Origin of the sequence: Rhodococcus sp. NPDC060176 (genome assembly GCF_042728675.1) — a bacterium.
In the GTDB taxonomy this organism is placed as follows: domain Bacteria; phylum Actinomycetota; class Actinomycetes; order Mycobacteriales; family Mycobacteriaceae; genus Rhodococcus_F.
This window is the reverse complement of the sequence record NZ_JBHWYS010000001.1, coordinates 1,491,452-1,505,736: the sequence shown is the minus strand read 5'-3', so window position 1 is coordinate 1,505,736 and position 14,285 is coordinate 1,491,452. Positions and strand designations below refer to the sequence as shown.

General features: G+C 63.1%; 13 protein-coding genes. 6 read left to right on the top strand and 7 right to left on the bottom strand.

Going from position 1 to position 14,285, the window contains the following annotated elements; translation table 11 throughout:
• The first annotated feature begins 20 nt into the window (after window positions 1-20).
• Complete coding sequence (locus tag ACFWEM_RS07260; RefSeq protein ID WP_378532353.1) at window positions 21-398, top strand: DUF952 domain-containing protein; 378 nt, start codon at window positions 21-23, stop codon at window positions 396-398.
• On the opposite strand, the gene ACFWEM_RS07255 is transcribed toward ACFWEM_RS07260, so the two are convergent.
• Window positions 395-1,390, bottom strand: a complete 996-nt coding sequence (locus ACFWEM_RS07255; protein WP_378532351.1) for an ABC transporter permease — start codon at window positions 1,388-1,390, stop codon at window positions 395-397. The two genes, ACFWEM_RS07260 and ACFWEM_RS07255, sit on opposite strands and share 4 nt — an antisense overlap.
• An 89-nt stretch (window positions 1,391-1,479) precedes the next feature.
• On the opposite strand from ACFWEM_RS07255, the gene ACFWEM_RS07250 reads away from it, so the two are divergent.
• The 3 genes from ACFWEM_RS07250 to ACFWEM_RS07240 are packed head-to-tail and all read left to right on the top strand — an operon-like array spanning window position 1,480 to window position 4,140.
• Window positions 1,480-2,055 carry a TetR/AcrR family transcriptional regulator gene (locus ACFWEM_RS07250; RefSeq protein WP_378532349.1) on the top strand — a complete coding sequence of 192 codons (576 nt, stop codon included), beginning with the start codon at window positions 1,480-1,482 and terminating at the stop codon, window positions 2,053-2,055.
• A gap of 40 nt (window positions 2,056-2,095) precedes the next feature.
• Complete coding sequence (locus ACFWEM_RS07245; RefSeq protein WP_378532347.1) at window positions 2,096-2,800, top strand: response regulator transcription factor; 705 nt, start codon at window positions 2,096-2,098, stop codon at window positions 2,798-2,800.
• A complete protein-coding gene (locus ACFWEM_RS07240) occupies window positions 2,797-4,140 on the top strand; it encodes a sensor histidine kinase (RefSeq protein ID WP_378532345.1) in 1,344 nt (447 codons plus the stop codon). The genes ACFWEM_RS07245 and ACFWEM_RS07240 overlap by 4 nt, the downstream gene beginning before the upstream one ends.
• Window positions 4,141-4,145: 5 nt before the next feature.
• Here ACFWEM_RS07240 and ACFWEM_RS07235 read toward each other — a convergent pair whose 3' ends face one another.
• Window positions 4,146-6,422, bottom strand: coding sequence for a SulP family inorganic anion transporter (locus tag ACFWEM_RS07235; protein ID WP_378532343.1), 2,277 nt, complete (start codon window positions 6,420-6,422; stop codon window positions 4,146-4,148).
• A 319-nt stretch (window positions 6,423-6,741) separates the two neighbouring features.
• Between ACFWEM_RS07235 and mgrA the strand changes: the two genes are divergently transcribed.
• Window positions 6,742-7,773, top strand: a complete 1,032-nt coding sequence (mgrA, locus tag ACFWEM_RS07230; RefSeq protein WP_378532341.1) for an L-glyceraldehyde 3-phosphate reductase — start codon at window positions 6,742-6,744, stop codon at window positions 7,771-7,773.
• Between the two features lie 13 nt (window positions 7,774-7,786).
• Here the strand turns inward: mgrA and ppk2 are convergent, their stop codons facing one another.
• Window positions 7,787-8,899 carry a polyphosphate kinase 2 gene (gene ppk2 / locus ACFWEM_RS07225; RefSeq protein ID WP_378532339.1) on the bottom strand — a complete coding sequence of 371 codons (1,113 nt, stop codon included), beginning with the start codon at window positions 8,897-8,899 and terminating at the stop codon, window positions 7,787-7,789.
• Between the two features lie 63 nt (window positions 8,900-8,962).
• Between ppk2 and ACFWEM_RS07220 the strand changes: the two genes are divergently transcribed.
• Window positions 8,963-11,380, top strand: a complete 2,418-nt coding sequence (locus ACFWEM_RS07220) for a YbhN family protein (RefSeq protein ID WP_378532337.1) — start codon at window positions 8,963-8,965, stop codon at window positions 11,378-11,380.
• A 24-nt stretch (window positions 11,381-11,404) separates the two neighbouring features.
• Here the strand turns inward: ACFWEM_RS07220 and ACFWEM_RS07215 are convergent, their stop codons facing one another.
• The 4 genes from ACFWEM_RS07215 to ACFWEM_RS07200 all read right to left on the bottom strand — a co-directional run bounded on the left by ACFWEM_RS07215 (window position 11,405) and on the right by ACFWEM_RS07200 (window position 14,276).
• Window positions 11,405-11,695, bottom strand: a complete 291-nt coding sequence (locus tag ACFWEM_RS07215) for a hypothetical protein (protein ID WP_378532335.1) — start codon at window positions 11,693-11,695, stop codon at window positions 11,405-11,407.
• A gap of 11 nt (window positions 11,696-11,706) precedes the next feature.
• Window positions 11,707-12,156, bottom strand: a complete 450-nt coding sequence (locus ACFWEM_RS07210) for a flavin reductase family protein (protein ID WP_378532772.1) — start codon at window positions 12,154-12,156, stop codon at window positions 11,707-11,709.
• A 49-nt stretch (window positions 12,157-12,205) separates the two neighbouring features.
• The gene (locus ACFWEM_RS07205; RefSeq protein ID WP_378532333.1) at window positions 12,206-13,372 is read right to left on the bottom strand and encodes an LLM class flavin-dependent oxidoreductase; all 1,167 of its coding nucleotides are present in this window, start codon (window positions 13,370-13,372) and stop codon (window positions 12,206-12,208) included.
• Window positions 13,373-13,466: 94 nt separating this feature from the next.
• Window positions 13,467-14,276, bottom strand: a complete 810-nt coding sequence (locus tag ACFWEM_RS07200; protein WP_378532331.1) for a response regulator transcription factor — start codon at window positions 14,274-14,276, stop codon at window positions 13,467-13,469.
• Window positions 14,277-14,285: the final 9 nt, after the last annotated feature.

Genomic DNA, 14,285 nt, shown 5'->3' with positions numbered 1-14,285 from the left:
GAACACTACAGGAGCACTGCATGACCGGACAACGACTCGTCCACGTCGCCATCGCCGACGACTGGGAAGCGTGCAAGCGCTTCGGTGAGTACGAGGTCTCGACGCGCGGAATCAGTTACGACGAGGCGGGATTCATTCGCGCAACCACCCCGGACGCACTCGCTTCGGTGCTCGATCTGGTGTTCGGCGACCTGACCTTGCCACTGATCGTCGCCGTCATCGACGAGGACGAGCTGACCTCCGCAGGCATCGACGTCGAATGGGAGGCCGGAAAGCCCCGAATCCTCCGACCCCTACCGATGGACGAGGACACGGTGGTCGCCGAACTGGCCGTGGAACGCGTTGACGGGGTCTGGCCGCTTCCCGACCTCACCCCGTACGCAACCCGCGCCGGCTAGACCAGGGCTACCTCTGGTTCGACCACCGGCGTCGACGCCTTCTTCCGACCGGCAGCCACGCACAGCGCGATCCCGACGGCGATCCAGCACACCAGCACCAGAAGTGGTGCGGCGGCACCGTGGCCGTCGAAGAAAGCCATCGATCGGACGGATGCCCCTGCGGCACCAGGCGGGAGCAGTTGTCCCAATGCACCCCACCCCGCGGGCAACCAGGCCGCAGTTGTCGCCATCCCCGAGAGGGGATTGCCGACGAACATCATCGTGACGGCCCCCAATGCGAATCCCTTCATCCCGAGCAGGGATTCGAGTCCCAGAATGGGAAGCGAGATAGCCGAAATGCCCATGGTGAGTGCGAGTGCGGTGAGCAGGTAGTTTCCGTCAAGGCTGTTCGTGCCGAACTGCAGAATGGCAGTCAGGACAAAACCTGCGACAACCGCGACGCCGACGGCGCCCAGCACTCGCTTGGCAATGCTGCGCGGAAACAGCTGCACGAGAACAACAGCGGGCATGATTCCACCGAACACCAGCGGCAAGGCCAGGGCTGTGAGCCCCGCACCGGTCGGGTCGTCCGCCGTCAACGGCACCACGTCTTCGACGGGAACCTCCGTTCCCGAAGCATCCGAGAGTCCACTGGCCACTCCGGTCAGGGTTTGCGCGATCGGGGTACCGCCCGCGGTCGCGATCAGCACGTGAGGGCCGGTCGCATCGACAACGATTCCGCCGACCACGTCTCGATTTCGAATCGCGTCACGAAGCGCGTCGGCGTCGGCGAAGTCCTGGGTGTCGAAGGCACCCGGCTTGCTCGCCTCGAGCGAGGCACTGATCTGAGTGGTCGCCTGAGCCGGACCGGCGATACCCAACTTCAGTTCGTGCGGGCCACTGTTCACCGACGGCAACACGAAGGCGAGCAGCATCAGCCCGATCACAGCAGACAGGCCCAACACCACGGCCACCAGCTTCTTACGGTCCCGTGCTTCGGCTTCGACGTTCATCACTACCTTCCCTAAGTGGAAGTTTTTCCTCCACTCTTTGTGGAAGATATTCCTCCAGTTATGATGAACTGTCAATACCGGAGGTGAATGTGCGAGCCGATGCACGCGAACGCAGGAACGCAATAGTCGACGCCGCCCGAGCGGTGTTCACCGAGCGCGGGCACGATGCGCCCCTCGACGCCGTCGCGGAACTCGCGAAAGTGGGCATAGCCACGCTGTATCGGAACTTTCCGACGCGCGAGGACCTGGTGACCACCGTCGCCGTCGCAACGCTGACCGACGTCCGAGAGGCCGCCGACATCGCGCTTGCGGCCATGCCCACCGATCCGACAAGCGCCTGGCACACGTTGGTGGATCGGCTCGTGGAACTGCGACTGGGTGCACTCATTCCCGCACTGGTGGAACGCAGTTTCACCGAGTTGGCCCCCGAAGTTCTGGCCGTGCGCGAGGTGACGAAAGCGAAGATGACCGCAACAATCGGCGCCGCTCAGAGCGCCGGACTGGTTCGCGCCGATCTACAACCGCTCGAATTCGTCATGGCTCTGGCCAAACTGACACGCCCGCAAATCGAGTTGTCCGACGAGGCCATGCCGAACCTGGTCCCTCGATTGGTCGCGGTGTTCATGGCCGGTCTGCGCCCGGACGGTACCGACTTGCCGGTCTGATCGGCGAAACACGACGTACCAGGCAAGGCACAATGGGGCTGTGACCGAGATACCGAAAATCCTCGTAGTCGACGACGACGCAGACGTCCTCACCTCGCTCGAACGCGGATTGCGGCTCTCGGGATTCACCGTACTGACGGCAGTGGACGGCGCCGACGCGCTCCGAGTGATCTCCGACAAGCGACCGGACGCGGTCGTCCTCGACATCAACATGCCGGTGCTCGACGGCACCGGAGTGGTGACGGCGCTTCGAGCCGCCGGCAACGAAATCCCGATCTGCGTGCTCAGCGCACGCAACTCGGTCGACGATCGCATCGCCGGGCTAGAATCCGGTGCAGACGACTACATGGTCAAGCCTTTTGTCCTCGCCGAACTGGTTGCCCGGATCCGCGCGATGCTCCGGCGCAGCAACACCCCTGCCGGCGATCACACCGAGGGAACGAACACCCTGCGCGTCGGCAACCTCGACATCGACCTCTCCGGCCGCAGAGTTCGTGTCGACAGCAAGGAAGTACCGCTCACCAAACGCGAATTCGAACTCCTCGAAGTACTCGCTCACAATTCCGGCATCGTGCTCACTCGCGAACGCCTCCTCGAACTGGTGTGGGGCTACGACTTCGTCGCCGACACGAACGTCGTGGACGTGTTCATCGGCTACCTGCGTCGCAAGTTCGAATCCGGCGGTTCACCTCGCCTTCTCCATACCGTCCGCGGCGTCGGGTTCGTGCTTCGGGAGAACCCGTGAAGCGTCGCCGCTTCTCACTTCGAACCCGCGTTGCCGCGGCCGCGGCACTGGGGGCGACGTTCATCGTCATCGCTCTCGGTGTAGTCGTTGCGTTGGCCATCGCTCGAAACAACCTGTCCCAGCTGGACCGTCGGCTCGAGACGGCGTCGACAGTGATCGTGGCCAACGCCGCCACTGCGGGACCGTTCCTGGGAGCATTCGGAGATGGCGGCGCGTTTTCCGTGACCATCCGCTCCGACACCGACGGAACCGTCAAATCCAGCACCCCGACCCGTCTGCCCGAACTCCCGGTCGGCTCGGCCACCGTCGATGTGGACGGCACCAAGTACCGGGCATACACCGCCGAGGCCGACGGCATCAACGCCCTTGTCTCGCTGGCAGTTCCCTACGCCGAAGCGCGGGACATCACCGTCGACCAACAACGCCAGGTCGCTTTCTTCGGCGTCGGTGCCGTCGGGGCCGCTGCAGCTCTCGGGTGGTTGTTCGGCGGCCCGGCGGTGCGCCCACTCGTGGAACTGACCCGCCGGATCGCCCGACGCGATCCCGATCTCGCCACCGAAATTTCCGGCATCCGTGAAGCGGACGAGCTTGCCGCAGCAGCAGAATCGATGCTCAGCGATGTCGCCCGGGCACAGGCCGCGACCGACTCGGCCCTTGCCGCCGCGCGAGACTTCGCTTCCGCCTCGGCTCATGAACTCCGAACTCCGTTGACGGCGATGCGAACCGACATCGAGGTGTTGTCCATTCACGACCTCGATCACGAACAAAGACGCGAGATCCTCACAGATCTGGCCCGCGCGCAGGGCCGCGTCGAATCAACGCTGCGAGACCTCGAGCGACTGGCGAAGGGTGAACTCTCGACTGCCGAGGATTTCAAGGACACGGATCTGACCGAGGTCTGCGACATCGCTGCCGACGACGCACGCCGACATCATCGCGGCCTCGACGTCAGCGTCGTCACCGTGGATTCCCCACTCCCCTATTGCATCCGGGCTCTTCCCGGCGGAATCCGGTTGATCCTCGACAACGCGATCACCAATGCCGTCCGCCACGGTGGCGCGAGCACCGTGCGCATCACCCTCGCGCGCCCGGTCGATTCACCGGACACAGTCACGATCACGATCGACGACAACGGTTGCGGAATACCGGCCGAGGAACGCTCGAGCGTCTTCGAAAGGTTCACCCGCGGGTCGACGGCAGGCAAGACGGGCTCCGGTTTGGGCCTGGCATTGGTGGCGCAACAGGCGGCCCTGCACGGCGGACGCACGACATTCCACGACAGTCCGCTCGGCGGGGCTCGCCTGCTGGTCGAGCTCAGGGATCAACCCGGATCCGTTTAGCCCTTTCAGGTCTCGATCAGCTCCCCGATCCCGGACGAACTCACTTCGATGACCCGAGCCGATCCGATGTCGAAGAACAACCCGGCGATACGCAGGCGACCGTCGACGCGGGCCTTACCGACGAGTGGATGTCGTTCGAGAGTCTGCAATTGCACTGCAACGTTGACCATTCCGAGCTGATCGACCTCCGAGAAGCCCGCCTCGGCGGCAGCGCGGGCGACCGGATGGCCACTCGTGTAGGCCTGCAAACTCGTTTCGGCGTGACGCAGCCATTCCCCGATGGCTCCCGATTCCGACGAACTGTCGGTCAGGAGTGCTTGCATCGCTCCGCAGCCTGAATGTCCGCACACGATAACCGAACTGACGCCCAACTCGTCGATCGCGAATGCCAACGCCGCTTCCACCGACGTATCGCGTCCGCCGGCAGGAACCAGGTTTCCGACGTTGCGCACAGTGAACAGGTCTCCTGGGCCACTGCTCGTGATGATGTTCGGCACCACTCGCGAGTCTGCGCAGGTAAGGAAAAGGGAGTCCGGATTCTGCCCGTCGCGCAGCTGATCCATGTGTGGCCGTATCGCTTCGGCGCGGTGGCGATGGTAGTTGGACACCCCGTCGAGAATGGGCCGCAGCGCAGGCGGGCTGCTCAGATTCCTTCCCGAAGCCTGTGGTTGCCAACTCCCCCACGGAGCGAGCAAGCCTCGTAGGTCGGTGACTGCTGCGCCGCGCTTGGGCGGTCCGGTGGTCGCGCTCTCCATGCTCACCGATCCGACTTCGTCGATAGTCACCGACCCACCTGCCAACTCGTACTGCCTTGCCCACTCTTCGATGACGTCGAAGACGGCGTGGTCGAGAAAGTCGACGGACAGCTCGACCGTGACCTCGGACCGCGGCGGAATGCCGGCGAGTACCGACGTGAGCTTGGGCAGCACGAGGAAGGTGCACGACCCCTCGACCAGCACCCGCCACTTCCCGGAATCCTTGTCGCCCAACTCTTCTGCCGTGACCGATGCGCGAATGACACGCCACACCAGGAGGGCGATCGCCAGTGCCAGTCCGATGAGTACGCCCTCGAGCAGGTTCAGGAACACGACTCCGACCACCGTGATGCCGTACACCCACAGGTCACCGGTCCGCCGGGCCAACCGAATGTGCGCCAGCTTGACCAGTTGAATACCGATGACGATCAACAGACCGGCAAGTGCAGACTTCGGAATCTGCTGAACCAACCCGGCCAGCGCGGCCGAGAACAGCAGGATCCACAGGCCGTGCATGATCGACGACGCACGGGACTTCGCACCGGCTTCGACGTTGGTGGCACTGCGCACGATCACTCCCGTGACGGGCAGCCCGCCGATCGCCCCTGACACCATGTTCGCAGTACCTTGACCGAGCATCTCGCGGTCGAAATTCGAACGCGGGCCCGAGTGCATCTTGTCCACGGCCACAGCCGAGAGCAGACTCTCGACGCTGGCAATCAGGGCGATGGTCAAGATGCCGGTTGCGACGCCGAGCCACTGGCCGTCCGGCAGGGCAGGAAGTCCGATCGAGTCCAGCAGGGACCCGTCGAGAGCAATACGCTCGACGTCGATCGGCAGCACGAGTGAAGCGAGAGTTGCCAATACGATGCCGACCAACGCGGCCGGCACCTTTCGGACGCCCGCGGGGAGATAACGCCACCCGAGAAGAGTGGCGACGACGACGAGCCCGATCATCAAGTCCTCGACGTGCAAGGCACCGATCTGCGCGGGCAACTGCCGTAGGTTGTCCAGCGCCGAACTGGCAGAGCTTCCGCCCAACAACACGTGAACCTGTTGTAGCGCAATGGTGATGCCGATACCGGCGAGCATCGCGTGCACCACCACCGGTGCAATAGCGAGTGCCGCACGGGCAATTCTACTGAGCCCGAACACGATCTGCATAAGACCGGCACCGACGGTGATCAAGCAGGTGACTTTCCACCCGAACTTGCCGATCAGTTCGGCGACCACCACGGTCAGGCCTGCCGCGGGACCACTTACCTGCAGCGGTGAACCTCCTACCGCTCCGGCCACCACTCCGCCGACGATGGCGGCGATCAGACCTGCCATGATCGGCGCCCCGGACGCGATCGCAATTCCCAGGGACAAGGGAAGCGCCACCAGGAAGACGACCAGCGACGCCGGCACGTCGTATCTGATCAGTTGCTCGAGATAACGCCGGCTTCCACCACCCGGCGGAGACGAATCCCCGACGACGCTCTCGTCTGCCGGTGATTGTGTGTGCACTACGGACTGCGTCGACATAGATCTCCTCGCCGGACCCCGGATCCGGCTGCTGGGCAACATGTTCGAAGCGAATCGGCGATCGGTATCGCCGATCGACTGTGACCATGGTAACCGCGATTCCTTACCGTTCCCTTAGATGCGAACCCAGACGTGGTCGACGTCACCGCCGCCTGACACTGTGACTCGAACCTGAACGCCGGTCCAGAAGATCGATCGAATTACTTTAACCCGCAAGCATTTTGACTGAGACACCTCCCAGCGACCAGCACACCTGAGCGGCATCGGCGATAATGGGTAGACGCTCAACCGCAACCACAACGATGTGAAGGCAGGCACCATGTCCGATCAGTACGTCGCCGCGCAGGACCGCTACGAAGCCATGCCCTACCGCCGGACCGGCCGGAGCGGTCTCAAACTCCCGGCGATCTCGCTCGGCCTCTGGCACAACTTCGGCGACGACGTACCGATCGACAACCAGCGCGCAGTTCTGCGACGGGCGTTCGATCTCGGAATCACCCACTTCGATCTTGCCAACAACTACGGACCTCCGTACGGAAGCGCCGAGACGAACTTCGGCAGGATTCTGCGTGAGGATTTCTCTTCGTACCGCGAGGAATTGGTCATCTCGTCCAAGGCGGGCTGGGACATGTGGCCCGGTCCCTACGGATTCGGCGGTTCCCGCAAGTACGTGCTCTCGTCTCTCGATCAGTCGCTCGGCCGACTCGGGGTCGACTATGTCGACATCTTCTACAGCCATCGCCCCGACGCCGAGACTCCGATCGACGAGACCGCGGGCGCCCTGATCAGTGCCGTCCAGCAGGGCAAGGCCCTGTACGCGGGTATCAGTTCGTATTCACCGGAGCGCACCCGTGAAATCGCCGCACTGCTCGCCGCTGCCGGGGTTCCGTTGTTGATCCACCAGCCGAGCTATTCGATGCTGAATCGGTGGATCGAACAAGAACTGCTTTCGGCTGTCGACGATCTCGGAGTGGGCGTCATCGCGTTCTCACCGCTCGCACAAGGCATGCTCACCGACCGCTACCTCAACGGTGTTCCCGAGGATTCTCGTGCCGCCCAAGGTAAGTCACTCGATCCGTCGTGGCTGACCGACGACGCGCTCACCCACATTCGCGCACTCAACGATATCGCCGCAGCCCGCGGCCAGTCGCTGGCCCAGCTTGCACTGAGCTGGGCACTTCGCGATTCGCGGGTCACCTCGGTACTGATCGGTGCGTCCAGCGTCGCGCAGCTCGAAGCCAACGTCGGCGCGCTCGACAATCTCGAATTCAGTGCAGCCGAACTGGCCTCCATCGATCAGCACGCCAAGGACAGCGGCATCAATCTGTGGGCAGAGGCCAGCTCGATCTGAGTGAGAACTTCAGCTAGAGCGCAGGCAACTCCACGTTCACGTGCTCGCCCTCTTCGAATACCGCCGAGGCCGGCCCGACGATCAAGGGATCCGGAGTACCGACTGCCCGGTGATCCTTGTTGGGATAGTCGAAGCTGGCGAGCACGTGACGCATCGCTTCGAGGCGGGCGCGCTTCTTGTCGTTGCTCTTGATCACCGTCCAGGGCGCATCCCCGGTATCGGTGTAGAAGAACATCGCTTCCTTGGCCTGCGTGTAGTCGTCCCATTTGTCGAGCGAAGCCAGGTCGGTCGGTGAGAGCTTCCACTGACGCACCGGGTCCGTTCGACGGGCCGCGAACCGCGCCAACTGCTCTTCGCGGCTGACCGAGAACCACAGCTTGTGCAGATGAATCCCGGAGTTGACGAGCATCCGCTCGAAGTCCGGGGTCTCTCTCATGAACTCGAGATACTGCGTCGGCGTGCAGTAACCCATCACTCGTTCGACGCCGGCGCGGTTGTACCAGGACCGGTCCATCATCACGATCTCGCCGCCGCTCGGCAGGTGCGCGACATAGCGTTGGAAATACCACTGCGTTCGCTCGATGTCCGTGGGCTTCTCGAGCGCGACGACGCGGGCACCACGGGGATTGAGATGCTCGGTGAACCTCTTGATCGAGCCGCCCTTACCGGCAGCATCACGACCTTCGAAGATGATGAGCACCTTCTGACCGGTTTCCTTGACCCACAGCTGCAGTTTGAGCAGCTCGATCTGCAGGCGCCGCTTCTTCCGCTCGTACTCGCGGCGAGACATCTTCTTCTCGTACGGGTAACCCTGCTTCCAAGCATCCGCGAACTCCGAAGGCTCCAGCACGCCGAGCTTGTGCTTGAGACTCGAGATCTCGTCGATCTCGGCCGCGTAGTCCTCGGTGACGGAAATTCTGGTCGACGGGGTCGGCAGGTCAGGAACCCGACCGTCCACACCGCTGGCGTCGGGGCTCATGAATACGCACTCCCTGTCGTCGAAATGAACGAACGTCCGGAAAGTGAATTTTACGCGCCGAAGCCCGCCGCCGCGGGGCCGAAGCGAATGTTGCTTGGCATCGAGGAGGTAACGACAGGTCCGGCTTCCCAGTCGCCGAACCCCCACGCGGTACCTTGATCGAGGTAACTGAGACGGTCGGTAACCCCGAGAGAAGAGAGTTCTGGCGAGATGCGAGTAGACGGACGGGAGATCCCGGTAACGGGAAGTCTCCTGCCACCACTGCACCGCCGTACAAGCGACATCATGCGGGTCGCTATCGCTGCCGTGCTGCTCGGCGGCGTCATCGCGGGATCTCTGATCACTCGAAGTCAGTGGGACGCCCTCGAAACGTCGGTGTCCAACATCGTCGGCGTTCTGTCGCCGAGCCTGTCAGACACTGTGTATCTGCTCTACGGCATCGCGATTCTGGCGCTACCGTTCGCCATTCTGATCGGACTGATCGTCGGTCGCCGATGGAAGTTGCTGGCCGGATACGCCGCCGCCGGCCTGTGCGCCGGTGTCGCGCTCTCCTTCACCGGAACGGGCCTCGCCGCGCCCAAGTGGCACCTCGACGTCCCGGACAGACTCGACGCCACGTTCCTGTCTCAATTCCTCGACGATCCACGATGGATCGCGATGCTCGCGGCGGTGCTCACCGTCTCGGGCCCGTGGCTTCCGAAAAAGTGGCGACGAGCCTGGTGGACGCTGCTTCTGCTTTTTGCTCCCATTCACCTGATCGTCAGCTCGATCGTTCCCGCCCGCTCGATGCTGGGTCTCGCGGTCGGCTATTTGATCGGCGCTGTGATCGTTCTCGTCGTCGGCACACCAGCCCTCGAAGTGCCGCTGGATTCGGCAGTGCGCGTACTCGCGCGGCGTGGTTACCGGGTCACCACTTTCCGCGTCGTAAGCCCGTCCGGAATCGGGCCTCTCGTCATGTCCGCCGCCATCGACAAAGCACCGGACGACGAACCCTTCGACGAATTGATCGTCGAGTTGTACGGACAGAACCAGCGAAGTAGCGGAGCAATTCGACAGACCTTCCGCTGGATCTCGTTCCGGAACCGGGAAACTCCTCCGCCCTACGGATCGCTTCGTCGTGCCGTCGAACACCGGGCGCTCATGGGTATCGCGTTCGCCGACATCGGACTGGCCAGCTCCAAAGCCGTCGCCATCTCGGTCCTCGATCGCGGATGGGAAATGTACGCGCGCCCGAGTCCGCGCGGTATCCCCCTGGCCGTCGCCGTCGAGAACCAGGCGGGCGAGGAAGAATCCACCAAGCTGATCGACGCGCTGTGGCAAACACTGCATACCGCTCATGTGCACCAGATGGCGCACGGTGACCTACGCGCTTCCGAGATTCGCGTCGAAGGCGGAACCATCCTCTTCGGTGGATACGCGTACTCCGAATTCGGCGCGACCGAAGTGCAGATGCAGTCCGACAACGCCCAGCTTCTTTTCGCCACCGCATCACTGTTCGGCGTCGACGCAGCAGTGGACGCCGCGATTCGCGCGCAAGGCGCAGACACGATCCTCGCGGCGTCGGGCCGATTGACCACTGCGGCGTTGCCCAACCGCATTCGGCGGACCGTCGCGGATTCCGCGAAACTGATGACCGAGATCCGAGACGAGGTCGGTGCGAAGAACGGGATCGAGAAGGTCGCTCCCGCGCAGGTCACCCGGTTCAGTCGCAATCAACTCATCCAGCTCGTGCTGCTCATCGGTCTGGTCTACGTCGCCTATCCGTTCATCAGCCAGGTACCGGCATTCATCACCGAACTGAAGACAGCCAACTGGTGGTGGGCGCTGCTCGGCCTCGGCGTCTCCGCACTGACGTACGTCGGTGCAGCAGCAGCCCTGTGGGCGTGTGCGTCGTCGATGGTCAGTTACCGCAACCTCCTGATCATGCAGGTGGCCAACACCTTTGCGGCGACTACAACTCCCGCCGGCGTCGGCGGGCTCGCCCTGAGTGTGCGGTTCCTGCAGAAAGGCGGGCTCGGTACCGTCCGCGCTACGGCCGCTGTCGCGCTTCAACAGACGGTTCAGGTGGTCACCCACGTCGGCCTGCTGATCTTCTTCTCGGTCGTCGCCGGACGCGATACGAATCTCTCGCACTTCATCCCGGGATCCACGGTTCTGTATCTGGCGGGCGGAGTCGCGCTCGGAGTTCTCGGCGCATTCATGTTCATCCCGAAGCTCCGTGGGTGGCTGCGCGACGATCTGCGTCCTCAGATCACCGAAGTGTTGGGTGAACTGAGCCAGCTCGCGCGAAACCCCACGCGTTTCCTCATCATCGTCGGCGGCAGCGCCGCAACAACTCTGGGTGCCGCTCTGGCGCTGTGGGCGAGCGTCGAAGCATTCGGCGGCGGAACGACGTTCATCACCGTCACCATCGTGACGATGATCGGCGGCACGCTGGCCTCGGCAGCTCCGACACCGGGTGGCGTCGGAGCCGTCGAGGCCGCCCTCATCGGCGGTCTGTCCGCATTCGGACTGCCGGCAAGCATCGCGGTCCCGTCGGTCCTGCTCTACCGAGTACTGACCTGCTGGCTCCCGGTGTTCTGCGGTTGGCCGACGCTGCGATGGCTGCAGAAGAACGACATGGTCTGAGCCGTTCCCCTTTTACTGCCGGTTTTACTGCCGACGAACGACGTGCGCCTGCAGCGCTTCTCCGTCCTCGTCGACCCAGCCTTTGCTCTGCGCGTAATCGACCATCGCGGCAACACCTTCGACGTCCGTGGCGCTCTCGCGCACACGGGCCACCGAGACGAAGGCACTACCACCGCTGACGTATCCGTAATCTCGAACGCGCAACAGCTCGTCCAGTTCGGAATCGGAGATGTCGGTAGTCGCCTCGACGTGGAAGTCCTTCAGATTCTCGCCGTCATGGATGCTGACGCGGCCGTCGTCCACCAATACATACATGGCTTTCCTTCCTAAAGCACTGACGTCGGTGCGTGCGTACCGAATACACGCCGGTGGTAGGTCAGTGGATTCGACTCGCGGTGCTCGACCTCGTCCACCGATCCTGTCACGATCTTGTGATCACCACCGTCCACGACGGCATCAACGGTGCACGCGATCCAGATGGATACGTCCGGCAGTCTCGGAACACCGAGATGCTCCGCCCACTCGACACCGTCGAACTTCGCACGGCCCTTCCTCGCAAAGGCCACGGCCAGCGGGCTTTGCGAGGTCCCGAGGACGTTGATCGCGAACCTCCGGGTTCCTTCGATCAGGCCGAGAACTTCCGACTGTCGATCCAGAGCCACCGCGGTCATCGGCGGGTCCATCGACAACGACATGAATGCACTGACCGTCGTGCTGTGCGGCCGGTCGCCGTCCATTGCCGTGATGACGGCGACCGGTGAGCACACGTGCGCCATGGCTTCTCGAAAATGCAACGCCCGATTGCCCTGTGGATCGTTCACGACGTCAGCCCTTGTCTGCCAACTCTTGTGCGTACTTCTTCGTCATGTGGTCGACGGCGTCGAGTTGCGCCTTGGCATGCCCCTCCCGGACGGCCCGCGCGTGAGCTGCCGCATCGAGCGTCGCCTGCGCCTGCCCTTGGAAATGCGGAAAGACCTCCTGCGCGAACAACTCTGCCGAACGTCGGGTGTCCTGCGGGTTCGCCCAATCGTGACCCATCTGCAGCATGCAGCCGAAACCACCGGACTGGTCCCACAGCCGTTGTACCTGACGCCTGGCCTGCTCCGGTGTGCCGATGACACCGATCCCGGCTTCGTTGATGAAGTCGATCATCTCGCTCAGGCGCGCACCGGAGACCGCCATCTGCGGGAAGGCCGCGACGTGCTGGAAGTAGTCGAACCACTCCTCGATGCCGTATTCCACTTGCTTGCGTGCTTCCGCTTCGGTTTCGGCGATGTGAAAAGGCCCGGCGAGAGACCACCGTCGGCGATCCACCGTCGTGCCGTTGACCTCCGCGCGCTCCTCCATCACATTCCAGTGGTGCGCCAAGGCGTCGAAACCGTCGGCGGACAACGTTGCTCCGATGGAGAGCAGCCCCAGACCGTGCGTACCGGCCAGGCGAGGACCAGTCGGGGAAGCCACTGCGGCAACGGTGATTTCGATGCCGTTCTCCGAGTACGGAGCGAGTTGTAGCTTGGCGTCGTACAACTCGTGAGTTCGGGTCTTCGCGGAAACCGTCTCGCCACGAAGGAGGCGTACGACGATGTCGAGGTTCTCCTGCAACAACTCTCGGGTGTCGGTCGGGTTCAAACCGATCATCGCCGAGTCGGTGGGCAACGAACCGGGCCCGACTCCGAAGATGGTGCGGCCCTGAGTCAGGTGGTCCAACTGCATGATTCGATCCGCTGCCCACAGCGGGTTGTGATACGACAGCGACGTGACACCCGTGCCGAAACGAATCCGCGGTGCGCGCTGTGAGGCTGCAGCGATCATGATTTCCGGCGACGCGATGATCTCGCTTCCGGCAGAGTGATGCTCACCGAACCACGCCTCGTCGTAGCCCAACCGGTCGAGGTGCTCGACCAGTTCTAGATCGCGCTGCAGTGCGGCGGTGGGATTGCGTCCGGGGACGTGGAACGGTGCCATGAAATACCCGAAACGAAGCCTGCTCATGAGTTCTCCTAGTGCTGTGGGCCAACTCCTGGCCGTGCACCGGAAACGCTATCCGCGACGTGACCGTAGTCACAGTGCACGAAAGTGGACAATCTCAGACCCGCTGATCGGCGAGTTTCTGCTCGTAGACCAACTTCACGAACTCGGCACGGTTACGTACGTGCAAAACGGCAAGGATGCGGCTGACGTACTTCTTCACCGTGTCCGGACTGAGCGACAAGATCACCGCAATTTCGTCGTTGGTATGACCGTCCGCCAACAGCTCCGCGAGATCGATCTGCCTGGGCGTCAGCTTCTCTCGCCATCCCGGCTCGCGCTGACCGGGAAGTGTTTGACACAGCAGCGACAATTGCCTGCCCACAATGCCCAATCCTGCGATGTCGCGCCCTGAAAGATCCTTGCCTTCGGAATCGAAGATCCCCACCAGACCGTGACCACCGTGGGCCAGCTGGAGATGCATCACCGACGCGCTGTGCAGTCGTTTGCGATAGAGAAAATCCCGCAGGTAGGTCGCCGACTGCGAAGGGACGTCGGCCAACTGGGTGTGCGTGATCGCTGGGGAGGACAACAGCGTCGCCCGTGATTGCGCCGTCGCAAAGACGTCGTCGAGGTACCAATGCGCTTGGTACTCGTCGAGAATCGGCGTGATCCGCCCGGTCGTCACCGGATTCGGATCGGCGAACGCTGTCGTAAAGGTAGGACCGGCGAGGAATGTGGTGTTGGGGCAGCCGTAGTGATCGTGCAAGGCCACCATGAGGAGGTTCTTGAGCTGGTCGAGCGTTTTCGCCGCCGAGCAGTAGTCGAGGATCGCGAAGACACGGTCGTAGTCCGTCGCGGACAGAGCCACGTCACCGCCACCACGCACGTCTACCACCTCGCCGGAACTATGATCCAGATCACTCATCGAACAGCA